The sequence below is a fragment of the Haloferax litoreum genome (assembly GCF_009674605.1).
GTDB lineage: Archaea > Halobacteriota > Halobacteria > Halobacteriales > Haloferacaceae > Haloferax > Haloferax litoreum.
The window spans coordinates 116,470-137,664 of record NZ_WKJO01000001.1 but is presented as its reverse complement, the minus strand read 5'-3'; the positions used below and the strand labels follow the sequence as shown (position 1 = coordinate 137,664).

Genomic DNA, 21,195 nt, shown 5'->3' with positions numbered 1-21,195 from the left:
ACGTTTTTCGCCGCTCCGACACATCTCATGGGTATGTCCGGAATCCTCGACCACGTCATGATTCGTGTCGAAGACCTCGACGAGTCGCTCGACTGGTATACGACGCACCTCGACTACGAGGAGAAGGGTCGCTGGGAGGCTGACACGTTCACCAACGTCTATCTCGGTCCGAAAGACCTCCACGAAGACGGTGCCGTCCTCGAACTGACTTACAACCACGGAGACAACACGTACGAGATGGGTGACGCGTGGGGCCACATCGCGGTTCGCGTCCCCGAGGGCGAACTCGAAGACTCCTACCAGCAACTCATGGACGAGGGCGTCGAAGACTACCGTGACCCCGAGTCCTGCGGGGGCCGCTACGCGTTCGTCAAGGACCCCGACGGCCACGAAGTCGAAATCGTCCAGCGCGACCAGGGTGCCAAGTGGAGCCTCGACCACACGATGATTCGCGTCGAAGACGCCGACGAGGCACTCGGATTCTGGACGCGCAAGTTCGAGTACGAACACACTGGGCGCTGGGAGTCCGACACGTTCGCGAACTACTTCATGAAACCCGAAGGCGCGTCCGAGGAAGCGATGGCGGTCGAACTCACCTACAACTACGACGGTCGCACCTACACCATGGGCGACGCGTGGGGTCACCTCGCCGTCCGTGCCGACGACCTGCACGACTACTGGGACGACCTGATGGAGCGTGAGGCGGACGATTATCGTGACCCCGAGTCCTGTGACGACCGCTACGCGTTCACGAAGGACCCCGACGGCCACGAAATCGAGGTTCTCCCCGCGGACTTCGAGTCGCCCGAGTAAGCGTTTCGACAGCGATACTCGTCGACCGTTTCTTCGTTCTTTTGCGGTGAGTTACAATACATCGACACGTTTGTGTCGATATTTTTGAATTACTACAATTCTCAAGTGTATTGATACCAAGAAGATACACAAAACATATATAATATGGATAGATACCTCTGGCCGTACCCCTACCCAAGGTGATATCAGCGAGTAATCCCCCGCCCGAACCTACCCTCGGGCGTCGTGGGGCGGAAAGCTGCTTCGCCGATTATAGAACCATCTATAACAATGACAAAACACAAACAACTTCGCGCGGTTTTGCTCGCTGCGCTGATGGTCTTCTCGGTGTTTGCCGGGTCCATCGCGTTCACGGGCACTGCTGCTGCCGCGGCTTCTAACGTATCCGTCACGACGGGTACGGTCGAGAAGGGCCCGTCTGCAGTTGTCAACCTGACAGTTGACGACACCAATGACGGTGACTCACCCGGCATGCAAGCTTGGATCGACGTTAACGGTGACGGCTACTACAACGCCTCTGAGCCGTCTACGAGTGACCAAGGTTACATCCCTGATGAAAATAGCATCACTTTTGATGGCATCACCGTCTACGACAACATCTCTGCTGGAGATTACAATGTCTCTGTCGTGGAAGCTTCGTCCCTCTCCGACGGCGTGACGCAGGCGACGGTCAACGGCTCCGTCACCATCGAGTCTGCCGCAGCACCGTCGCTTAGCTCGGCAGTCCAGTTCGACGATGGCTCGGCACAGGTCGAAGTGGCCTTTGACGAGGACGTCACCGTCAACGAGATGAACATCACCGACGGCGACTCCAACCTCTCCACGGGACACTCCGTCTCCGCTGGTCAGGTTCTCGTCTCGCTCGACCAACTCTACACCGATGACCTCGAAGTCACGTACAACGTGACGGATGGCTCGGGTAACACGGCAACGGGCACCGAAGACGTCACCTTCGCACCTGTTTACGTCGCGTCCACCACGAACGACACGGCGTACCAGGGTTCGAAAGTCGCAGTCGTCGCTACCTCGCCTGACACGGACGTTGAGGTTGCAGGCGCTGACGACGACAACACGTACCAGTTCTCCGGTTCCACCGGCAAGAACAGCGAAGTCTTCGTCTTCGACACCGAAGGCAAGATGCTCGACACCTACGAGTTCACCATCGGTGGCGTCCAGGACGCTGAAGTCGAGGTCCGTGACCTCGGCCTCGGTGTCTCTGTCGACGACACGAACATCACCGACGCTGAGTCGCTCGAAGGCTCGGTCTCCGCGAACGCGGGCGGCCGCACCATCGACATCGTCGCACTCGACGCCGACGGTGACGAGGTCGACGGCACGGCTGACTCCCTCACCCTCAGCGGTCAGGGTACGGCTGACTACAACCTCAGCACCTTCGACGAAGGCGACTACACGGTCGAAGTGACGGACTCCTACTCTGGTGTCTCCGTCGAGTCCGACACGGTCACGGTCAAGAAGGCCGCCGACATGTCCTCGGACTTCTCGACCTCCGTCGTCACCGAACAGGTCGGCGACATCGCTGAAATCACCGTCACCGTCGAGGGGACGGACGAAGCAGACGTGATGATCGGCGGCGACAGCCTCGGTTACACCGCCAACGTTTCCGTCACTGACGGCAACGACGACGGCGAGGTTGTCCTCCTGTTCAACACCTACGCACCGAACAAGACGTCCTCGTTCGACGTGGACGACAGCGACGACGAAGTCACCGTCGACGACATCAACACGGAGATTCCTGACGGCGACCTCCTCGACGCTGGCGACTACGACCTCGAAGTCGCGACTGACGACGACGCCGACAACGTCGGCACGCTCGTCCTCGAAGAGCGCAGCACGGACAGTCAGGCAGTCTGGACGGCACCCACGGGTGCTGACCTCGGTGACTCCGACGACGTCTACGCAGCCATCGACGACGAGAGCCTGACGCAGACCGACGCTGTCGCCAACGGCGACGTCGTCGTCCACCAGGTTGTCGCAACGGGTCTCGAAGGTGCCTTCGACGCGAAGGACACCGAGATGCTCCTGGGCAACGAGTTCAACCTCACCGTTGAACAGACGAACCCCGGTCCGAACCGCGACCCGAAGGTTCTCAACAGCTCCGCCGCCACGGTCATCACCGACGGCGCGAATGACACGTACTTCTTCGTCTACGACCTCGACAACGTCAACGCCTCGCGCGGTGACTACTACGTCTCCGGCAACGAGCAGTTCGATGTCGAGGACGACGACGCGTTCAACGCGACGTTCGAAGTCCTCGAAGATGGTAACCTGACTGACGTCGAAGACGGCGAGACCGCCTCTGCCGACTTCGAAGTCGTCGAACCCGAACTCAGCCTCGACGAGGACGAGTTCGCTGTCTCGGCCGCCGCCGAGCAGACCATCACGGGCACGGCTTCGGTCGCACCCGGTACGGAACTCACGTTCCGCGTGAAGTCCTCCGGCGACACTCAGCCGCGCTTCCTCAAGACCGCGAGCGGAACCGTCGCTGCTGACGGTTCGTTCTCGGCCGCCTTCGACTTCTCCGAGCAGAAGGAAGGCGACGAATTCGGCGTGACTGTCTCTGTCGACAAAGGCTCCGCCTCCGACGCCACCGCTGACGGCGTCGTCGGTGTCGCCGAGACGGAGACCACGATGGAAGAGACGACCGAAGAGACGACTGAGGAGACCACCGAGGAAACGGCAACCCCGACGGAAGAGCCGACGGAAGAGCCGACCGAGGAATCGACGGAAGAGCCGACTGAAGAGCCGGCAGAAGAGACCACTGAATCCAGCACGCCTGGCTTCGGTGCCGTTGTCGCTCTCGTCGCGCTCGTCGCTGCGGCACTCCTCGCAGTCCGCCGTGAGAACTAACTGAGTTCTCACGAACTCCCGTCTCCGACGGGAAGACCGCGACTAATCGCCGCTACCCAACCACCGGGCATCCCCCGGTTCCCTCAACATTCTTTATCGACCTACACCCGCGAGCGGTCGTGCTACCGTGGATTTGCCTCGGGTACTGTCGATGTATCTCGAACGTTCACAGATACCGACCGGTAGCGCACCTTCGACGCACGCAACGACAAGGGATTTATTTCGTCCACGTGTTCCAACACGTATGCCCGGTCTGCTCTCCGATATCCTTGCGTGGGTGGCCATCGCCACGTTCGTCGCCGGTGCGGTCGCAAACGGGCGCGACCGCGACCTCGGGCGGCGTGTGATGGCTGCAGCGTGGGTTCTCTTCGCTCTCTTCTGGCTCCAACTCATCCCGCACTTTACACTCGTTCACAAGAGTTACATCGAGGGGTTGCTGACGATTGCTGCCGTCCCTGCGTCGCTCTACGCCGGATGGCTCCTGTATAGCGGCCGTGATACCCTGTTCGTCCTCTCGCGCGCCGTCGCCGCGATGGGTCTGGTCTACCTCCCGTTCGAGACGATTCCTGCGTTCACGCTCTTCGGGACGACGATTCCGGCACCACGCGGTGTCTTGATGGAGTCCGTCGCGGCCCAGACGGATTACCTCATCCAGTCGCTCGGCTACTCCACGACCATGATTCCGGGTGACGAAGGATACCTGAACACGTTCCTCTGGATGCAGGGGTCTCACCGCATCGAGATTTCGGTCGTCCTTGCGTGTACGGGACTCGGGAGCATCGCTATCTTCGCAGGTCTCATCGCGGCAGTCGACGCCCCGATTCGCCGCAAACTCCGTGGACTGGCTATCGCCGTTCCCATCATCTACGCACTGAACCTCCTCCGGACGACGTTCATCACGATTTCTGTCGGGAAGCAGTACTTCCACTTCTTCGTCGACGAAATTCTGTTCCTGTTTGGGTCGTCTGACCCGTATCTGGTGTCGTTCTTCATCTCCGACCGCATCATCAGTCAGGTACTCGCTGTCGTCGCTCTCGTCGGCATCACGTACCTCGTCGTCCGTGAGGTACCGGAACTTCTCACTATCATCGAAGACGTGCTGTACATGCTGACCGGAGACGAATACGACCTCCACAGCGAACTCGGGTTCGATGGTCCGAACGAACCACGAGTCTAACCAGATAGAACTCGATTGAGGACGCTTTTTTTATCGCTCGTCGTGGTCGAACAGGTCAGTGGGAGCGCCACCGAGGCCCATCAGGGCGTCCGCTTCGACGTGGTGCACCTCTCCGGGAATGATGAGCATGTGAAGTGGGTCGCCGAAGTCTCGGCCAGCGAGTTCACTGAGACGGTCGGCAGCGACGACAGGGTTCGGACTCCCTGCGCGGCAGACTGCGACGCCGAGTGCGTCGCCATCCCAGTGTTCTGCGAACAACTCGGCGGCGTAATCGGCGGTCATGTACTCGTCGCCTTCGACGTCGACACCGCGGCGACCCTCCCAGTCGACTTTGATATCCAGATAGACGAGCGTGTGTAACCCCCGCTCGCGGTTCGCTTCGAGTGAGTCGACGACACTCTTCGGAACCGGGTCGCCCCCGTGGACGTACGGGAACGGCAGTGTGACGGCTTTCCCGAACCGGTAGTTCTGGAGACCTGTGAGGCCGCTCGCAGCGGTCTGAGCGGTCACACCGTGGATGACGCGTGTCTCGATGCCACGTTCCTCTGCACGGAGTCGCAGGTCGACGTGAGTCGTGGAAATCATCGTGTCGCCTGCGGTGAGGAAGACTACGTGTTCTTGTTCGGCAGCGTCGAGAATCGCGTCGGGGTCTTGTTCGACACCCGCTCTGTCACGAACGTCGATGTCGATGTCGTGGTACGCTTCGAGGTCCTCGACGGTCGCACCGACGAGGTGACTCGTGTAGAACTCTGCGAACGCCCGGTCGGCGTCGGCGAGTGCCTCTCGCCCTTCGACGGTGATAGAGCGTTCGTCGAAGAGACCGAGTCCGATGAAGGTGAGCATGCTCCTGTTCTGTCTCCACCTGTCATAAACGGCGTGACTGGCGGTCATTCCAGACTTGTGGTATCATGCACCACATTATTATATGTTGACGGTAAATCTTTCCTCTGTATGGCAACGAGTAGCCGTGTCTTAGAGACGAAACTGTTTGGACAGGATGTAACGTTCGAATACTCAGAACGGTGGGTCGGCCTCTCACTGTTCATCATGCGCATCGTGATGGGGTGGACGCTCTTCCAGGGCGGCGTGACGAAACTGGTCACGTACCTCGATGCAGACCCGTCGAACAACTGGACGGCCGCAGGATTCCTCGCGAATGCGATTCCACCAGGGAACCCGCTCATGGGCCTTTGGGGTTCGATGGCCGGAAATCCACTCATCGACCAGCTAAACATGTGGGGTCTCACGCTCACCGGGCTAGCACTCATCCTCGGTGCGTTCGTCCGGTTTAGTGCATTCTGGGGTGCCATCATGATGCTGTTCTACTGGGCAGCAGCACTGGAAGGTGGTATCCTGGCTGGACTTCCACTCGCACACGGGTGGGTCGTCGACGACCACATCGTCTACGCCGTGTTGCTGTTCGGCCTCGGTGCCTTCGGTGCCGGCCGTATCCTCGGCGTGGACGCGTACCTAGAGAACATGGAGTTCGTCAAACGGAACCGGTGGATGAGCCTCGTCATGGGTTGACAGCAACAGTCACCTGACGGAACTTTTTTCGACAGGAATCGGCCCACCACGGTTGCTCACTCGTTTTTGTGTTGTGATTTTTGCCCACTACCCACAATCAAGTCTTCAGTGAACCAGCTGGGAACCACACGGAAAGGCGTCTCCGACAGAATTACCTCTCCTCGTGTGTTCTCTTTGGACAATGACGGACACCCGAGCGACGGTCATCTGCCCGACGTGCGGCCTCGAAGAGACGTTCTCGAAACTCGCAGATGCTCGCCTCCGAATCGAAGACCACCGAGAGGAAACGGGCCACGACCCCGATTGGAAGTTAGGCCGGTTCGCGCCCGGCGTCGAAAAGATGGGCGAGGAAGCGGGCGTCTGTGGCATCCCTGACCGCTGAGGCGTCGATACTTCGTCTGCGCGTGGTCCATTACGACGAACGAAAAGTTATCTCGTCTGACAAACAATAGTCACGAATGGTCGAAGCCTACGTTACGATTCAGACTGGTGCAGGGACCACCAGCGACGTCGTGGAACACGTCCGGACCCTCGACAACGTGCGAAAAGCAAGTATCGTCGCCGGCGAGTTCGACATCGTCGCCGAAGTCGAAGCTGAGTCCGAACGCGAACTGCTGACGCTCATCACCGGTGAGATTCAGGATATCGAAGGCGTTGGGCGGACGAGTACGTGTATCGTGTTGGGGTGAGGTGCCCAAAATTCGGTGTTTGGCTGGGATTGTGAACTACGGTCGCTCACTTCGTTCGCGCTCTCCACGCGAGGCTCTTCAACCTCACTGTGTTCGACAGAAAGAGCCGGTGGAGGGCTTCCAACCAAACCTTTACCATCCCATAGAGTTACCTGACTGTCATGCCTACCGACCCAAAGCAGTCGGTTGACACCCTTCGCAGGAAGCTTCGAAACGACAAACGAGGGGGATGTACGCACGATAGGGAACTCTTGCTCGACTTCTCCGACGAGCTTCGTCTCCTTCGTGAAGACTACGGCCACTATCGCCACGAGAAGCTCTTGCGCCACTGTGTCCGAATCAGCGAGCACGCCGATGCCTGCCTCCACGAGACTCTCGTCACCGAACGTGAGGGCGACGTTGAGGACGACGAGACGTTCTATGAGGCAAAGGACGCCGCGAAGACTGTCACTCGATGGATTCACGACACCTACGATATCGAGGACGGTTCGCAGGAGACCAATCGTGACTACCGAGTTGCGTTCCGTCTCTTCGCCAAGCACGTCACTCGCGGAGACGAGATTCCAGAGACCCACAAATGGATCTCGACCAAGACTTCCCGCAATTACCAACCCGAACCCGACGAGGCCGACATGCTCGACCTTGAGGATGATGTAAAACCGATGATTGACGCGGCCCGCAATCCCCGAGACAAGGCCCTCATCGCGCTGCAGTTCGAAGGCGGCTTCCGAGGGGGAGAACTCTACGACATGCGTGTCAAGGACGTCACTGACGGCGAGCACTCGCTCAAAGTCCGCGTCGACGGCAAACGTGGTGAACACGACGTCCACCTCATCATGGCCGTCCCGTACGTCAAGCGCTGGCTCTCCGAGCATCCCGGCGGTCGCGACGACTATCTCTGGACGAAACTTAACGACCCGACGCGATTCAGCTACACTCGCTTCCTGCAGTGTTTCAAGGCCTCCGGTGAACGTGCAGGAGTCACGAAGCCGGTTACACCGACCAACTTCCGTAAGTCGAACGCGTACTGGCTCTCGACACGCGAGAAATCCCAGGCGTTCATTGAGGACCGCCAGGGACGTGCCCGTGGGTCGCCCGTTATTTCTCGATATGTGGCGAAGTTCTCCGGTGAGACCCAAGAACTGCAGTACGCCGCAATGCACGGCTTGGACATCGGCGAAGAGGAGACCAAGGAAGTCGCCCCTGTGACTTGCCCCCGCTGCGAGAAGAAGACACCTCGCGAACGGGATTTCTGTATCCACTGCAACCAAGCCCTCGACCTCGAAGCAAAGCAGCTCATCGACCGCGTTGGACAGGCACTTGATGACAAAGTCGTCGAAACCGACGATCCCGAAGTCCGCCGGGACCTGCTTCGAGCTCGCCGAACACTTTCTGAAAAACCGGCGGTGATGGACGCCGACGAACTTCATGAACTCGCCTCCTCGTTGTCCGTGTCCGATGAAGACTGAAGGGCGATTTCGAAGACACGCCCAATGTCCTCTCCTTTGAACTTGTCGTGGAGACGTTCGAACAACTCACGCTCGTCGTCGGTTAATCCGCCGTGAGTGGTTGATTTTGAGGGATCCGTATCTACTGACCCCCGACTACTCATTCTGACCACCTTTGAGGTGGGAATAATGGTTCGGCAGCCGGTCTAAATCAAACAGGTCGGGTCGTTCACGCACAAGCCGTGGGAATAACACGGCAGAATTCCGGTCAAGGTCATCATTGAGTTCGGACACCGCTTTTACGACTTCTCGTACATCAACATCTTCGCGGGCGTAGGTGAGGGCCGATAGAAGACTCATGCCGTCATCCCCCGCTGAAGCGTGATAGAGAATCGTTCGGAATTTGCGGGGAGGTCGCGGCCGAAGTGCTCGCACTTGGTGGTTGCGTTCACTCTGACCACCCCGAGAGGGTGGCTTGTTCGTCGGATTTTTTGAGAAGGACTTTCCGGAGTTCGTCGGGGTCCAAGTCGCCAGCGAGGACCGCATTAAACTGGTTGACGGTCATACGCTCTAACAGCAGCGTGTAACCGGCATCACCACGCCCGCCCTTGCGACCGCGTTCGAGGTTTTGTTTAATCGTGTTTTGTTCGTCTGTGTTCGTCTGTGTGCTCATTCCAATTTGACAGGTGGTATCGGTGAATCTCCCGGAGATGCACACTATCAGCAACTTGAAGGATGTCGGAATAGAACATACAGATGTCCTACAACCGACGTAGGGCGTTGCTTAGTGCAAGCATCCCCGGTCTGGGGCTGACAACTTTCCACTGAAGGCAGCCCCGATCGGTACTCTGGATTCTGACCGCCGAGCGACGGCCTTCCTTTCTTGTCTCCCTACTATTAACAACCATCTCGCCATACTTAATAGTTGCTCACACTATGATATTATGAAGGGGAATTGTTATGCAGGTGCGCAACAATGGGTGAAGTAACGAATATGCCCGGTAGAAAGCCCGCTGTGACGGCAGAGGAGGTGCTTCGACACATGAAAGAATCATCCCGGCCTGTCTGGGGAGTGAAAGAATTGACGGACGCATTCAATGTCGCGAAGAATACCATCCGAAGTCGGCTTGAGGAACTGGTTTCGAGAGGAAAGGTAGAGGAAATTGAGTTCTCTGCCATGACGGCATATTACCTTCCGGGGAGAGTTCTTGGGGAGCAAGTAGACACCGAGGCGGCACATCGTCAAGATTTGTTCGACCACTATACGGACAAGTTCGTGGGATTGGGAACAGCACCGTGGACGGCAATTCACCCGAATGATGGCCCTGTAGAAGCTGGCGACAAGATACAGTTCGAAGTATTTGGTAGGCCGGGGGAATGGACCGAGTGGGCCCGGAATCACTGGTCTGACCGGCGTGAGTCGCTAGAACCGGGTGAGGTTCCAGCTGGCGAAACTGCTGCTCTTGTGAGTGGGACGCTGTACGCCAAACCGACAGTACCCATTGAGCACATCCCCTACGTGGAGGGCTACGATTTAGAGAAGAATGTCGGGGGGAGGTGGGTCCCAAGTGGAGACTCGTCGCACCAAATTCTCGTCGCGGAGGGGCTGAAGAACTACCTCATCAAGCCATGCAATGACGCCGTGTTTCTCAAGGACGTCTCTGTCGACTGGATCTCGACAGGGCGTGAGGTACCCGAAGAACGCCCAGTAATGGACCTTGGGAATATGGACGAACAGATAGAGAAAGTCGACGAATGGCGCACAAAGAACATCGACAGCGACGAACCAGGACTATGACCGACAAAGACGCTAAAGATATGTTCGGACACCGTGCAGTTGAACAATTCCGGCAAGGGCTCCGCGAAGGCATTAAAGCAGACCGCCGTCAGTTCTGGACCTGCAAGCGAAATATCGAACGGGAATACACCGAAAAGACACATATCGAGCTGCAGATGGTGATTAGTTCGATGTTGATGGACAACGAGCACCGCCTAAAGAGTGCAGCTGAGGACCACGGTGAAATAGCCAGATTGTGGAATGAAGTTGATCTCGCGGGCGAGTGTACAGGTCTGAAGGAAGCGGTTGCAGCATTCGTAGGTGAGTTAGGACAGCAAGAGCCGGCAAAGTATGGGTTTGGCCCATCTGGTAAACGGGCGGACGTCGATTTGTTGTTGGCTGTCGGTGAAGCCCTCGACGACGCTGTGGTGGCAGTCGCTGACCTTCCTGAAACCCCACCGGTTACTGAGGTTGACGGGCGATGAGTGATGACAGACCACCGCAGCAAGTTGAGGACCCTGGAGAGTACAATCAACGGCTTCGGTTGCAGGAACTTTCACAGGCTCGCAAGAACGCGAGTGTATCCCTCGGCGGTGAGGCGGCAGAGGTGTACGGGGACAGGTGGGAGACTTTTGCTCTCCGGCAGGTGAAGACTTTCGCGAAAGAGCTGGAGTGGTTAATCCGAAACGAGGGGGGAGATGAATATTTCACCAAGGAGTTGGGGCCGATAACGCTCGGACCACCTTCGCTAGAGGGGGACCGCGTGTTGGGTTCCCGTCCGCGCGAAAAAAGCTTCTCAGTAAGTGGGCTTTTCAGCACTGCAGGCACAGGTTTGGGGTTTGTCGATCTTCCAGCAGTTGTGTCTCATACGTGGATCATAAACGTCGACAAGCAGCATCAGGGGCCTCAACAAGTGCAAACGACGTTAGAGACAAGCGTCCCGATTAGCGTTTCACGAAACGCGGACAGTCTTTGTCGCAAATTCATCAACGAGAGTGGCCTAGACGCCCGTCTTGAGGAAGACAAGCCGCACATCAAGCTATGACGATGGACAAAATCAAGCAGACACTTCGGGAGTCGGACCACCCGCTAGCAGAGATGTACCGAAAGCGGGTTAAACAAAACCGTGACTTGGTGGTCCTAATCACCGACTCGTCGAACGACCGGGGGACCGGTAAAACCACTTTTGCCCTCCGTTTGGCCCACGGTATGGACCGCACCGAAGAGGGGTTGACGACGGAGAAAGTTGCGATCGACCCCAGACCGATGTCGGTGGCGTACACACAACAGCCGCGCGGGTCCTCGCTTGTCCTTGACGAGTCTGAAGTTGGGATGGACAAGTATAGGTCAGGAAGTGCAATCAACAAGGCAATTCGGGAGTTGGTGGCAACGGGGCGCGTTGAGCAAAAATACCTCATTATGAACGCACCGGCAGACCACCTCGTTGACGGCGACCTGAAATCACTCGTCGACGTCTGGATTCTTGTTGAACGGAGAGGCTTCGCGAACGTTTTTCGGATGGATTGGAACCCACACGCAGGCCACCCAATGACGAGAAGTATGGGGACGCTTGAGTGGGACCCGATACCGAAGAGTCACTCTGTTAATTCGGTGTACAAGCACCTGACTGAAGAGAAAGAATCGCGTCTCCGTGGAAAAGAAGGGGACGGATTCATACAGCGTTCTGAGGCCAAGGAGATGGTTGACAACGCAAAGCAGGAAGTTGAGACAGAACTCCGAAATGGGATGATATGCGACATGGTCGAGGTGGGGATTCCACAGGGGAAAGTAGGCGAGGCCGTTGGTCTGAGCCGCTCGCGCATTTCTCAAATCTATAATCAACGGGGCTAACATCCTATGCCGGTGTGAAATCACCGCAGTCTGCCAGTTTCGTTTCTCAAATCCAGGTGTTAATAGCAGTACCTGGTCGTTCTATATGGGAGAGTGGGGAGAGAGGTCCGGTAGCTAACACTGGGAGTACGAGTGCACTGTTCAGAAATCGGTGAACAATCGACCAAACACGTGGATAAAGAATAGTGGCCTTGCCCGTCAGCAGTGACAGACTTCCCGGCCGGTCCCTCCAAGGGCGAGCAGCTGAGTTCTCTTTGCCCCGCCATTCCATTGCTTCCGAGACGTCCCGGTCACTCCGGTGGGTGTCGATACATTCTGTATCGTGGCTCCCTAGGCCGACACAGGACAGTCCGTGCGCGCGTTACGCTGGCCAAACGCCTTCGGCTTCGAGTTCGTCGGCCAGCTCCCGGACGTCGTCGAGACCGTCGTCGCCGTGCACGCCGTCGGGTGCGTCCTCTAACGTCGGTACGTCGTCCCACGTGATCATGCGGACGGACGTAGCGAACTCGGTTTGGTGAGGGTCGACACCGGTGGTGCCCCGGTTGACGAACCCGACGGCCGAGCACTCTTCACGGCCAACGTGCCGGGCGAAGTTGTCGACGAACTTCCCACAGTGGGTGCAAATCATCCCACCCGCACGTGCGGAACTCATCCACCTGCACCCCTGTCAGAGATATTCGGTTTACTTTCGGTACGGCCTTCCGTTGGATTCTTCCCTCTTCCAGTCGATTTTACCATTGGTGGTTCTCCTACCACCGGTCGAAGGCGTTCCCGCGCCTGTCGGCCTTCTACAGCCGAACTTCCGATGATACTGGTTAGTCAACTGGGCAATGACTTAATTCTTTACAATGTATCAGTACGAAACTACTAATATGAATGCAGACGAACATACTGATACACTCGTCGCATCAAGCGGTGAGCATGGAGGATATTGATCTGAACCCCACAGACCGTGCGATACTGTCGATGCTGCGAGAGGGCCGCTGCAGTCCTGCGTACATTGCGAGCGAGCAGAACTACAGCCGACAGAATGTAACCAATCGTCTTGGCCGCCTTGTTGAGCATGGATACGTCCGAAAGTTGCACGCCGGGTTGTACGAACTAACCAAAGACCCGGAGGAGGAGTAGACTCAAGAGTAGGTGTTTCGGTGCGACTGCACGGGGTGAGACGTCGACAAAATGAGTTCTGTCGAATTGCACACTCCGCGAGAATCGGCGTGTGTAAGAACGCACTCGACGCGGCCGAATCACTGCGTCGACGAGAGGACGAACAACTGCTTTCTCTTATTGGTATATATACGAGAAACGTTTCGGTGAGACGAGAATCACCACTACAGAGAGGATGTGTGTACAATGAGAATCAGGGATACTGAGGCGCGGAAGGCACGGTTCGACGAACTAATGATGGCTTCGCCGGAGAACACTAAGTCGAAGGCCATCGACCGGGCAGTGGAGTTCTACATTGCGATGGCCGGGGCACACCGAGACGGCCAGCTCGAGCAACTTCTTGCACGGGCGAAGGAACAGGGGAGTGTGACGCCCGAGGAGATTGCCGAAGTTCTCGACACAGATTATCTCCCCGTGCGTGCGGAGACGGCATACTCGGTTGGCGAAGAATAGCCGCCGCCGAGTGCCCATCCTAAGGGCATGACACCAAGGTTCGGTCGGGTGAAACAGCGTCCAGACCGGCGAACTCCCCGCACACCGCCGGATTAACAAAAAAAAAGTCGTGATAGGTCAACAACTTCGGCATTGTTGAAACCCTCAATCGGTGATGGGTTTCCGCTGTCGTGCTGAATACAACGCGCGAGTTGGTCGCTGACATAGCGACCAGTACGAGAGAATCGAATCGCTCAGAACAGCCAATCGCCGTATCAAGCAACGATTTTTTGACATTGACTATTTCTCATTGATATATGGTTAAGCGGACTGAGCTTGTTAAGCAACTTCAGGAAACGTTCGGATGTACTGAAAGTGGAGCTAATATGATCGCCGATAAGGCGGTAGAATTTGAACCCATTTTTGAAGAAATATTTAATGAGAAATTCACATCCGATTTGATAGTATCGAAGATGAAATCTTCAGGACAATTTTCCCCCGGATATATGTGGAATTGGTATATTGGTAGTCTCTCTTTCATTAGCGAAGTTGATGCTGACAAATTCAAAGTTGAAAATGTTGAAACAGATAGTAGTGGTAGTTGGCAACCCTCAAAAGAAAGTAGTGATCGTTGGCAATTCTCATCTCATTCGGTATCCGATGGGAAAAATGACGATGGGGAAGATTGGTTTGATAAATACGCTGACTCATTCAAATAAACATACAGGTGCTACCTAATGGTTAGTTCAGCGTGGGTGAGACGGAATAAACGAGTCCTCTGTGCTGATTAGAAGATACTGAATATCTCGATGTCTGCCTCACCAGTACATTGCTACGGTTTTCGCTTCAATTCGGAATACATTGCTACTCTCGTCTGATGCATCTTCCTGATCACCAGCTCCGCCAGTTGCTGAAGCGTCTGACCGTAACTGTTGACGCTTCTCATCACCGATAGGATTTAGATCAAACATCTTGATGAACGCATCTGTATACGCGTTAAGAATTCTCTTTCGTTTTGCCGTTTGGCTAACCTCCTCGCCAATATCAACGGTTCCCAAAGCCTCTACAATCAACTGTTCCTGTTCATCATCAGAAACATCTTGATCGTACTCCTCTTCCAAAGATTCAGTGTACTGCTGAATATCTCGGCTCCACCTTGCAGCTGAATCAGTAGACCAGTCGGTGAAATTCTGAATCTCAGATAACTGGTTCCTTACATCTTGCAGTCCTCGTTCGAACTCCCGGTTCAAATTCTCCGCAGCCGGCTCTGAGAGACTGTTAATCGCACGAGTCACCTTCAACGGATACCAACGATCAATGTCTACATCTTCCACCCTACAGTAAATCACGAACCGATCATTGTTGAATAAGGTCTGTATCGGGTCAACCCACAGACTATCCAAATTAAGCAGTGTAACAACCTCCAAACCCTGCGCTTCCTCGTCGTCATCAATTTCAGTACTGCGTTTGATCGTCTGCCCGTCGCCTTCGTCAACGACTTCGTAGTCAACAGCCTTGCCAACAACCGGAATACGATTACCGAGACTGCTGCCGATTAGCTCCAGCATTTCTTCGGTATCTGAATCAATTTGATCTTCGAATGCGTCAGCGAAGTAATCAATAGTCCGATAGAGTCTGAATAAGAGATTCGCAGAAATGTTCACTCGAAGCTCGGCTACATCACCACGAGTCAACTCGGATGTTGCAAGACCTGAAAACGGGTCGTCTACAGATTCATCTTCTTTCGGTATCCGATCCAGTGACAGCTTCTTCTCTACTACATCGCTCTTGTACAGCCTCGTAAACTTTGACTGAATCAAGTCGTAGTTCCGAGTCTCAACTGTCGTCCTTTGGTGCTCACTTTCTTCTGAAACCTTTGCATTGACAGAGGCCCCAGCAGATACTGAACCACCTGCACTAGACCCAGAACGCCGCCTTCGCATCTCCTCATTGACCGTCTCAGAAACAATACCTCCCTCTCCGGTTGAAGCCAGCAGGCTTCTAACACTGATTTCGTCAAGATAAACGAATTCTCGGAGATCGTCAAACTGGTTATTAGCAAGCCATCGCTGTAGCCGTGTGACAACTATATACAGCTTTTGACGGATTTTTAGACGGGTCATTCCTGCTGCCTCACCTCTTTTAATTGCCTGCGTTTGGCCTCTCTTTGCTCATCGAACCTTTCGAGAGCGATCATGAAGTCCTCGTGATGAACTTCAGGCCTGTCTTCCTTGACCGCTATGAGTCCGGCTTTCTTTACTATGGATTCGAGGTCGGCACCCGACCATCCACGAGTCCGCTCCGCGATATCCTGGAAATCCACAGTGGAGGAAACTGGCATATTCTGTGAGTGGACTTTCAGAATACTTCTTCGTTCTCCGGCGTCAGGCAAGCTAAATTCAATCTCTTCGTCAAATCGCCCTGGTCGTCGCACCGCTGGATCAATAACCTCAATCAAGTTGGTTGCACCAATCACTACGATGTCTCCTCGATCCTCTAACCCGTCTAGCTCACTCAGAAACTGTGCAACGATCCGACGTTCCGTCTCATCGGCCCGATCCCGGCGTGGTACGACGCTGTCAATCTCGTCGATGAATACTACTGCCGGTTTGTCTTCCTCCTCTGCCTTCTGTTTAGCGGCTTCGAAAACATCTCGGATCTGGCGTTCGCTCTCTCCATAGTATTTGCTCACTATTTCTGGTCCGCCGATATGGAAGAATGAGTCGGAAGATCCCCATTCGTTGGCAGCTGCTTTTGCCATCATGGTCTTTCCTGTGCCTGGTGGCCCGTAGAATAGAATTCCGAACCGGCCTTCAAGATCGAATTCAGCCATCTTGTCGGGTTTTTCCATTGGAAGGCTCACTGCCTCTGTAAGCCGGTCTTTTGCGTCCTGTAACCCGATTACATCGTCAAATGAGACCTCTTCGATATTTTCAGGTTTGTATAGGCTCTTTTCCTTGGTTTGTTCTTGCTCGTCTTCGTTGTCAGATCCAAGGTTCAGGTTGATTGCGTCTACTTCAAGGTCTGGCTTGGGCGTGATTTCGATGGGGTCCTCGGATAAGACCTGAGAGAAGGTTTGAGAAGGTGTTATTGCGATGGTGTATCCTTCCTCTATGGTTTCATCGGGACGGTTGATTTCGGCGAGTCCGTTTTCCGTTCTTACGGCAATGTTCTCGTCGAAGATAGCTTCTACAACTCCAATCGTTCGTCCTCGGTCGTAGCCTCCTTTCTTGACAACTTCTACCGCCCTGTCACCGTCACTTCTATAGATTGTTTCTTCAACTTTAACGATATCACCGACTTCGGCATCGTCCGTATAATTAGATACGGTGGCTGACCCAGAACCATCTGTATAACCTACAATGAGGTCGCCACTGTCGGCTATTTCATTAACGAGAGCCAGCTTCTCGTCACTCATGTAATAATCTGATGAGCCATACTTTCTTGAATCTACTTGATAAATAACCCACTGCTGAAGAAGTCTCGAACAATAGCATTCTTAGAAGATTACTCCGTGGTTTTTGGACACCTACCTATTAGGTGGTTCATCACCGACGGGCTGAAACGAACGATAGCAGTCTGCTGAATTCTCCCTCTATATTCAGCACACCACTCGTGTCATCTTCTGGAGATTTCAACAGAGCCACAACTTCAGACGTCAGCGACCGGTGAACGGATTGATGAGATCGCGTTCCAACCGCGTCGCACTCGCCTTTCGTTTCTTCGACCGGCCGCCGGACGGTCCCATGCCAAGGTCAAGGCCGGTGTCTTCGAACTCTCGTCGACTTTCCGTCGCTAGCTCCGTCTCGAACTCAAGTTCCGTCTCGAAGTCCATCGCCAGTTCGCTTTCGAGGTCGAGGCCGGTTTCTGTTCCCAGGTCGAGTTCGGTATCACTTCGCAGATCAAGGCCCGTCTCTGCCCGCATGTCGAGTTCCGTATCCATGCTGAGGTCCGACCGTCCAAAGATGTCGGTCCGTGCGTCGGACCGCATGCCGTGCCCGACGTCAAGAGATGGGCGTTGCGCATCAGCCGCCCGCGAGAGTGGGCTTTCCATCGTGCTCGAAAGACTACTCCCAGTGTCACGGCCGCCGAGTTCGGTCCGAAGTTCGGAGCGGAACGTACTGATGCCGAGGTCCGACGACGGACGCCCGAGTTCCGCCCCCCGAGACCCGCCCTGCAGGTCACTCTGTAAGTCGGTGCTTAGCTCCGACCGAAGGCCAGACTGGAACGTCGACGATGGACCTTGGTCGGTCTCAAGTTCGCCACGGAGTTTCGAGTGGGGGACTTGACCTTGCCCCCGCGTATCTCCTGTGAACTCATCGAGACCGTCCTGAATATCTCGAATCTTGCTCTTGGCCGCCGACGCGCCTTCCGCCGCCTTGAACTCTGCAGACTTTATCTCACGGCGGAGACTGTCCGCTACGGGAGTATTCAACTCAGTGTTGACGCGGGTGGGTCCGCCTGCACGAAGTATCTCTTCGGCTTTGAACCGGGCCGACGTCATTTCCTGCGCCAGCCGAGACGGCCGCGCACGTGTCTCTGCGTCTTGATATTCGAGGCTTTTCACCTTTCCTGCAAGCTTTCCACCGGCCGCCAGGGCCGCCTCTTCCGAGAATATCAGTGGTTCCTGGTTGGGGAACAGTTTGTCTGCGGCACGGGTGCCACCTGCCGCTTTCGTCGCCTTGTAGCCGAGAGTCCCGGCGAGTTCTTCCCCCGGTTGAATTGCGTATCGGGCTGCAGCTCCGGCACGCGGCCCGATCTTGGCTGCGCCCGACATGATAGCTGACGATGCGACCAGCGAACCGGCTACCATTCCAGCTGTCTCGGCCGGATTCTCGGTGGCGGTCTCGACGGCTTGCGTACCGAGTGCAGTTCCCCGCTTCTTCGCCTTTGAAGCGAACTCGGCATCCCCAGTAGCAGCGTCGTTAACAGCCGCACCACCCGTCTCGCCGAGTTCCATTCCGGCTTTTCCGAGTCCGGGGAGGTTCACCAGTTCGAACGACGACGAAAGGGCCGACGATGCGAACCGTGTTTCCAACGTCTTTGAGGCCACGCGAGAACTTTGCTCGTTGTACGACGACAAGAACTCCTCTGGCGTGTCGAACTCGGCAGTCCCCGTCGGCCGCTCAGCGACCGTGCCAACGTCCGCGCCCATCGATTGCAGGAACACAACACTCGGGTTGAAGGCCGTCCGAAGGGCGGACGTTGACGTTGTAGCATCGGCGAGGCCGCCAGCGAACTGCGAGTAGGTCTGACTGGCGAAGTTCACTGCGTCCTCCACTTCGTCACCCGGCCCGCCGAGTCCGAACGACCAATCCATGTCGAACGCCTCCTTCTCCTGGACGTCGACATCAAGAGAACCGTCGGGGTTCTCCATTACCTGGACGTCCGATGGTGAGTAGTCGAGACCGGTCTGTTCCGACGCAGTGGCCGCGACTTGCTGTTTCGCAACCGTTCGAAGCGTCGGCGGGTTAACTGGCCCTGACTGTTGTCGAGGTTGCGGTTCTGCCGACTGTGAACTTACGTCCATCTGTGCCGACCGTGCCTTGTTCTGTTCGGCACGTCGAGCTTGTCGGGCGTCCTCTTCCGCCCGTTGTTGAAGTTCGCTTTGTGCCGATGGCCGAAGGTTCACGTTTGTGTCGCCGTTCTCGTCACGACTCACCGTGACGTCACCGACGTCGACGTTGTTTTCTTCGGCCACTTGCTCGCGAACCGCGCGGCGGGTGCGTGCCTCCTGTCGGGTCATCGGGCCGCGGCTACCGACGCTGTAGCCTGACTCTCTTACCATCTCCCCACCCTGCGGTTGGTCGGGTTCGGTCTGCTGACGCATTGGGTCTGAGTTCGCGTCTTTCCGAAGCCTGCGCGTAGTGTCGTCACCCGTCTCTGGCGGGTCGTTGCGCATCTGTCGCTTTCGCTCTTCGACCGCCTGCCGGTCCTGTTCTGCAGAATTGTCGCCGTTCGAAGTTGCCGAACCACCAGAACTACCACCGGACGAACTGCCGAGTGGGTCCGGGCTCTCTCCGGGGTCGTTGCCACCTACTGGGTCGCTAGAGGAAGTGTCGTTGTCGGACACTTTTCTCTCTTCGTCTGGCGGGTCCTGCGCCTCGGCAGGTGCAGTCTCACCGCCTGATCCTAGTCTTGCCATTACATGTATCAATACGTCTAGATTGCGTCTAAAGGCGGCGAGATGGGGAGTTTTAGCCCCTGAGTGTGACTATAGCGCGATGTCAGAATACACCGAACGGAAAGAAGACGAACTGAAACGTCCCTGGATTGTCAAAGACGGCGACGGAGAACACACACTTGACGACGCCCCTACGTGGGTCCCGGAACGGGCAAGCCCAATATCTCAACAGGAAGCTGATGACATGGGGGTGCTTGAAGACGATGGGCTATTGGCACTCTTCTACCACAAAGAGAACCACGATTTGCTACTCTGGCTTTGGAAGTCCGACTCGGGAATCGTTATCGAGTTCGAATCTGAGCCCGGATATTCTCTCCCGTACTGGGTGCCTGAACGTGCGACTCGCGACGCGATTACGATTTTCGTCGAGTCCTCTGAGTGGAAGCTGTCCGACGTTCCGGATCAGGTACGTGAGGAACTCATTGACGGATTGGTTGAGTGGTCCGAAACTAAGTGAGCTTGTGCAAGAGTGGACTGAGACTCAATTATATCTGAGCAAGGGTCTGGTTACTCGTAAACTCGCGTGAAAGCCGCTTGAACGTCTTTTGCAGCCATCTTGATATAGGGAAGTGCCCCCCGAACTGACCCCCAACCCATGAATTTCTTGAGCTGAAGCGCGTTGATTCCATTTGAAGCATGGAGTTTCCCCGCGTGCCCCCGGAATGCGTGAGGGTAAAGGTCGTTACGGTCGTCAAAAATCTCCGACGCTTCGGCAAGTCGGGATATTCGGCGGTTGATTGAGGTTCTGCAGTACGGATACCCGTCGTGCTTGTAGAAGAATCGGTCGTAGATGTCTACAATTTCATCTGACCACCCGTAGGGGACTGTCCGTGCAGACTCCTCGTTTTTAGGTGTCCATCGGTCGGCGAGTGCCTCTTCATACGAATCATAACTCCCATCGCCAAGTGCCTGTTTCGCCTGTTGTTTGCAGTATCCACAGACCCCACCGTCTTGCCCTTGGTTACACTGTTCATAGGACGGAATCCGGATGACCTTGTTGTCGACGTCGACCCAGCTCTGGCGCATATGTGAGACTTCACCTGCGCGTAGGCCTAGCTCGCCCATGGAAACGAGGACGAACAGCGTTGACTCTCTAAACTTCTCTGGAATTTTGTGTCTAGCTTCATGTTTTAGCATCCGGTACTCGCGAAAAGAGGGTGCATCGAGTCTAGCACTTCTCACCTGTAGATTCTTCCCCGACATTGTTGGATTAACAACATGTAGCATGTTAAATCTCAGTTCTCAACATCCAACAGGATAAT

General features: G+C 55.7%; 22 protein-coding genes. 15 read left to right on the top strand and 7 right to left on the bottom strand.

Annotated features, from left to right (window positions below):
- Window positions 1-33 precede the first annotated feature (33 nt).
- The 3 genes from GJR96_RS00705 (at window position 34) to artA (ending at window position 4,858) form a co-directional block, all read left to right on the top strand.
- A complete protein-coding gene (locus tag GJR96_RS00705) occupies window positions 34-813 on the top strand; it encodes a VOC family protein (RefSeq protein ID WP_151161084.1) in 780 nt (259 codons plus the stop codon).
- 270 nt (window positions 814-1,083) lie between these two features.
- Window positions 1,084-3,681 (top strand): ArtA-dependent S-layer glycoprotein, encoded by a 2,598-nt coding sequence (locus tag GJR96_RS00700; protein WP_151161082.1) that lies wholly within the window; start codon window positions 1,084-1,086, stop codon window positions 3,679-3,681.
- 244 nt (window positions 3,682-3,925) lie between these two features.
- Window positions 3,926-4,858 (top strand): archaeosortase A, encoded by a 933-nt coding sequence (gene artA, locus GJR96_RS00695; RefSeq protein ID WP_151161080.1) that lies wholly within the window; start codon window positions 3,926-3,928, stop codon window positions 4,856-4,858.
- Between the two features lie 30 nt (window positions 4,859-4,888).
- On the opposite strand, the gene dph5 is transcribed toward artA, so the two are convergent.
- Complete coding sequence (dph5, locus tag GJR96_RS00690) at window positions 4,889-5,701, bottom strand: diphthine synthase (RefSeq protein ID WP_151161078.1); 813 nt, start codon at window positions 5,699-5,701, stop codon at window positions 4,889-4,891.
- Window positions 5,702-5,809: 108 nt separating this feature from the next.
- On the opposite strand from dph5, the gene GJR96_RS00685 reads away from it, so the two are divergent.
- The 4 genes from GJR96_RS00685 to GJR96_RS00670 all read left to right on the top strand — a co-directional run bounded on the left by GJR96_RS00685 (window position 5,810) and on the right by GJR96_RS00670 (window position 8,543).
- Window positions 5,810-6,385 carry a DoxX family protein gene (locus tag GJR96_RS00685; RefSeq protein ID WP_191965787.1) on the top strand — a complete coding sequence of 192 codons (576 nt, stop codon included), beginning with the start codon at window positions 5,810-5,812 and terminating at the stop codon, window positions 6,383-6,385.
- Window positions 6,386-6,566: 181 nt separating this feature from the next.
- On the top strand, window positions 6,567-6,767 hold the full coding sequence (locus tag GJR96_RS00680) for a DUF7542 family protein (RefSeq protein ID WP_058573058.1): 201 nt from the start codon (window positions 6,567-6,569) through the stop codon (window positions 6,765-6,767).
- A 76-nt stretch (window positions 6,768-6,843) separates the two neighbouring features.
- Window positions 6,844-7,074 carry an Lrp/AsnC family transcriptional regulator gene (locus tag GJR96_RS00675; RefSeq protein ID WP_151161076.1) on the top strand — a complete coding sequence of 77 codons (231 nt, stop codon included), beginning with the start codon at window positions 6,844-6,846 and terminating at the stop codon, window positions 7,072-7,074.
- A 161-nt stretch (window positions 7,075-7,235) separates the two neighbouring features.
- Window positions 7,236-8,543, top strand: a complete 1,308-nt coding sequence (locus GJR96_RS00670) for a tyrosine-type recombinase/integrase (RefSeq protein ID WP_151161074.1) — start codon at window positions 7,236-7,238, stop codon at window positions 8,541-8,543.
- 427 nt (window positions 8,544-8,970) lie between these two features.
- On the opposite strand, the gene GJR96_RS00665 is transcribed toward GJR96_RS00670, so the two are convergent.
- Window positions 8,971-9,195 carry a hypothetical protein gene (locus GJR96_RS00665; protein WP_151161070.1) on the bottom strand — a complete coding sequence of 75 codons (225 nt, stop codon included), beginning with the start codon at window positions 9,193-9,195 and terminating at the stop codon, window positions 8,971-8,973.
- Between the two features lie 303 nt (window positions 9,196-9,498).
- On the opposite strand from GJR96_RS00665, the gene GJR96_RS00660 reads away from it, so the two are divergent.
- From GJR96_RS00660 to GJR96_RS00645, 4 genes are read left to right on the top strand one after another with little or no spacing between them, the layout of a single operon-like run.
- On the top strand, window positions 9,499-10,320 hold the full coding sequence (locus GJR96_RS00660) for a hypothetical protein (protein ID WP_151161068.1): 822 nt from the start codon (window positions 9,499-9,501) through the stop codon (window positions 10,318-10,320).
- Entirely contained in the window at window positions 10,317-10,784 is a 468-nt protein-coding gene (locus GJR96_RS00655; RefSeq protein WP_151161066.1) for a hypothetical protein, read from the top strand. The genes GJR96_RS00660 and GJR96_RS00655 overlap by 4 nt, the downstream gene beginning before the upstream one ends.
- Window positions 10,781-11,344, top strand: a complete 564-nt coding sequence (locus GJR96_RS00650) for a hypothetical protein (RefSeq protein ID WP_151161064.1) — start codon at window positions 10,781-10,783, stop codon at window positions 11,342-11,344. The genes GJR96_RS00655 and GJR96_RS00650 overlap by 4 nt, the downstream gene beginning before the upstream one ends.
- Window positions 11,341-12,150 carry a hypothetical protein gene (locus GJR96_RS00645; RefSeq protein WP_151161062.1) on the top strand — a complete coding sequence of 270 codons (810 nt, stop codon included), beginning with the start codon at window positions 11,341-11,343 and terminating at the stop codon, window positions 12,148-12,150. Before GJR96_RS00650 ends, GJR96_RS00645 begins: the two co-directional genes overlap by 4 nt.
- A gap of 361 nt (window positions 12,151-12,511) precedes the next feature.
- Here the strand turns inward: GJR96_RS00645 and GJR96_RS00640 are convergent, their stop codons facing one another.
- Window positions 12,512-12,802, bottom strand: a complete 291-nt coding sequence (locus tag GJR96_RS00640) for a hypothetical protein (protein WP_151161060.1) — start codon at window positions 12,800-12,802, stop codon at window positions 12,512-12,514.
- A gap of 224 nt (window positions 12,803-13,026) precedes the next feature.
- Here GJR96_RS00640 and GJR96_RS00635 point away from each other — a divergent pair, with 224 nt between their 5' ends.
- The 3 genes from GJR96_RS00635 (at window position 13,027) to GJR96_RS00625 (ending at window position 14,468) form a co-directional block, all read left to right on the top strand.
- Entirely contained in the window at window positions 13,027-13,278 is a 252-nt protein-coding gene (locus GJR96_RS00635; RefSeq protein WP_323849389.1) for a winged helix-turn-helix domain-containing protein, read from the top strand.
- A 225-nt stretch (window positions 13,279-13,503) separates the two neighbouring features.
- Window positions 13,504-13,770 (top strand): RNA polymerase sigma factor region1.1 domain-containing protein, encoded by a 267-nt coding sequence (locus GJR96_RS00630; RefSeq protein ID WP_151161056.1) that lies wholly within the window; start codon window positions 13,504-13,506, stop codon window positions 13,768-13,770.
- A 296-nt stretch (window positions 13,771-14,066) separates the two neighbouring features.
- The gene (locus tag GJR96_RS00625; RefSeq protein ID WP_151161054.1) at window positions 14,067-14,468 is read left to right on the top strand and encodes a hypothetical protein; all 402 of its coding nucleotides are present in this window, start codon (window positions 14,067-14,069) and stop codon (window positions 14,466-14,468) included.
- 99 nt (window positions 14,469-14,567) lie between these two features.
- Here GJR96_RS00625 and GJR96_RS00620 read toward each other — a convergent pair whose 3' ends face one another.
- The 3 genes from GJR96_RS00620 to GJR96_RS00610 form a co-directional block, all read right to left on the bottom strand.
- On the bottom strand, window positions 14,568-15,872 hold the full coding sequence (locus GJR96_RS00620; RefSeq protein WP_151161052.1) for a DUF6414 family protein: 1,305 nt from the start codon (window positions 15,870-15,872) through the stop codon (window positions 14,568-14,570).
- Window positions 15,869-17,167 (bottom strand): ATP-binding protein, encoded by a 1,299-nt coding sequence (locus GJR96_RS00615; RefSeq protein WP_151161051.1) that lies wholly within the window; start codon window positions 17,165-17,167, stop codon window positions 15,869-15,871. The genes GJR96_RS00620 and GJR96_RS00615 overlap by 4 nt, the downstream gene beginning before the upstream one ends.
- 240 nt (window positions 17,168-17,407) lie before the next feature.
- A complete protein-coding gene (locus GJR96_RS00610; RefSeq protein ID WP_151161049.1) occupies window positions 17,408-19,894 on the bottom strand; it encodes a hypothetical protein in 2,487 nt (828 codons plus the stop codon).
- Between the two features lie 79 nt (window positions 19,895-19,973).
- On the opposite strand from GJR96_RS00610, the gene GJR96_RS00605 reads away from it, so the two are divergent.
- Window positions 19,974-20,390, top strand: coding sequence for a hypothetical protein (locus GJR96_RS00605; protein ID WP_151161047.1), 417 nt, complete (start codon window positions 19,974-19,976; stop codon window positions 20,388-20,390).
- A gap of 50 nt (window positions 20,391-20,440) precedes the next feature.
- Here GJR96_RS00605 and GJR96_RS00600 read toward each other — a convergent pair whose 3' ends face one another.
- Window positions 20,441-21,136, bottom strand: coding sequence for a tyrosine-type recombinase/integrase (locus GJR96_RS00600; protein ID WP_191965786.1), 696 nt, complete (start codon window positions 21,134-21,136; stop codon window positions 20,441-20,443).
- Window positions 21,137-21,195: the final 59 nt, after the last annotated feature.

Bases quoted from the DNA above. Each gene is read 5' to 3' on its own strand.
- GJR96_RS00705 (WP_151161084.1), top strand. From the start codon at position 34: ATGTCCGGAATCCTCGACCACGTCATGATTCGTGTCGAAGACCTCGAC.
- GJR96_RS00700 (WP_151161082.1), top strand. From the start codon at position 1,084: ATGACAAAACACAAACAACTTCGCGCGGTTTTGCTCGCTGCGCTGATG.
- artA (WP_151161080.1), top strand. From the start codon at position 3,926: ATGCCCGGTCTGCTCTCCGATATCCTTGCGTGGGTGGCCATCGCCACG.
- dph5 (WP_151161078.1), bottom strand. From the start codon at position 5,701: ATGCTCACCTTCATCGGACTCGGTCTCTTCGACGAACGCTCTATCACC.
- GJR96_RS00685 (WP_191965787.1), top strand. From the start codon at position 5,810: ATGGCAACGAGTAGCCGTGTCTTAGAGACGAAACTGTTTGGACAGGAT.
- GJR96_RS00680 (WP_058573058.1), top strand. From the start codon at position 6,567: ATGACGGACACCCGAGCGACGGTCATCTGCCCGACGTGCGGCCTCGAA.
- GJR96_RS00675 (WP_151161076.1), top strand. From the start codon at position 6,844: ATGGTCGAAGCCTACGTTACGATTCAGACTGGTGCAGGGACCACCAGC.
- GJR96_RS00670 (WP_151161074.1), top strand. From the start codon at position 7,236: ATGCCTACCGACCCAAAGCAGTCGGTTGACACCCTTCGCAGGAAGCTT.
- GJR96_RS00665 (WP_151161070.1), bottom strand. From the start codon at position 9,195: ATGAGCACACAGACGAACACAGACGAACAAAACACGATTAAACAAAAC.
- GJR96_RS00660 (WP_151161068.1), top strand. From the start codon at position 9,499: ATGGGTGAAGTAACGAATATGCCCGGTAGAAAGCCCGCTGTGACGGCA.
- GJR96_RS00655 (WP_151161066.1), top strand. From the start codon at position 10,317: ATGACCGACAAAGACGCTAAAGATATGTTCGGACACCGTGCAGTTGAA.
- GJR96_RS00650 (WP_151161064.1), top strand. From the start codon at position 10,781: ATGAGTGATGACAGACCACCGCAGCAAGTTGAGGACCCTGGAGAGTAC.
- GJR96_RS00645 (WP_151161062.1), top strand. From the start codon at position 11,341: ATGACGATGGACAAAATCAAGCAGACACTTCGGGAGTCGGACCACCCG.
- GJR96_RS00640 (WP_151161060.1), bottom strand. From the start codon at position 12,802: ATGAGTTCCGCACGTGCGGGTGGGATGATTTGCACCCACTGTGGGAAG.
- GJR96_RS00635 (WP_323849389.1), top strand. From the start codon at position 13,027: ATGCAGACGAACATACTGATACACTCGTCGCATCAAGCGGTGAGCATG.
- GJR96_RS00630 (WP_151161056.1), top strand. From the start codon at position 13,504: ATGAGAATCAGGGATACTGAGGCGCGGAAGGCACGGTTCGACGAACTA.
- GJR96_RS00625 (WP_151161054.1), top strand. From the start codon at position 14,067: ATGGTTAAGCGGACTGAGCTTGTTAAGCAACTTCAGGAAACGTTCGGA.
- GJR96_RS00620 (WP_151161052.1), bottom strand. From the start codon at position 15,872: ATGACCCGTCTAAAAATCCGTCAAAAGCTGTATATAGTTGTCACACGG.
- GJR96_RS00615 (WP_151161051.1), bottom strand. From the start codon at position 17,167: ATGAGTGACGAGAAGCTGGCTCTCGTTAATGAAATAGCCGACAGTGGC.
- GJR96_RS00610 (WP_151161049.1), bottom strand. From the start codon at position 19,894: ATGGCAAGACTAGGATCAGGCGGTGAGACTGCACCTGCCGAGGCGCAG.
- GJR96_RS00605 (WP_151161047.1), top strand. From the start codon at position 19,974: ATGTCAGAATACACCGAACGGAAAGAAGACGAACTGAAACGTCCCTGG.
- GJR96_RS00600 (WP_191965786.1), bottom strand. From the start codon at position 21,136: ATGTCGGGGAAGAATCTACAGGTGAGAAGTGCTAGACTCGATGCACCC.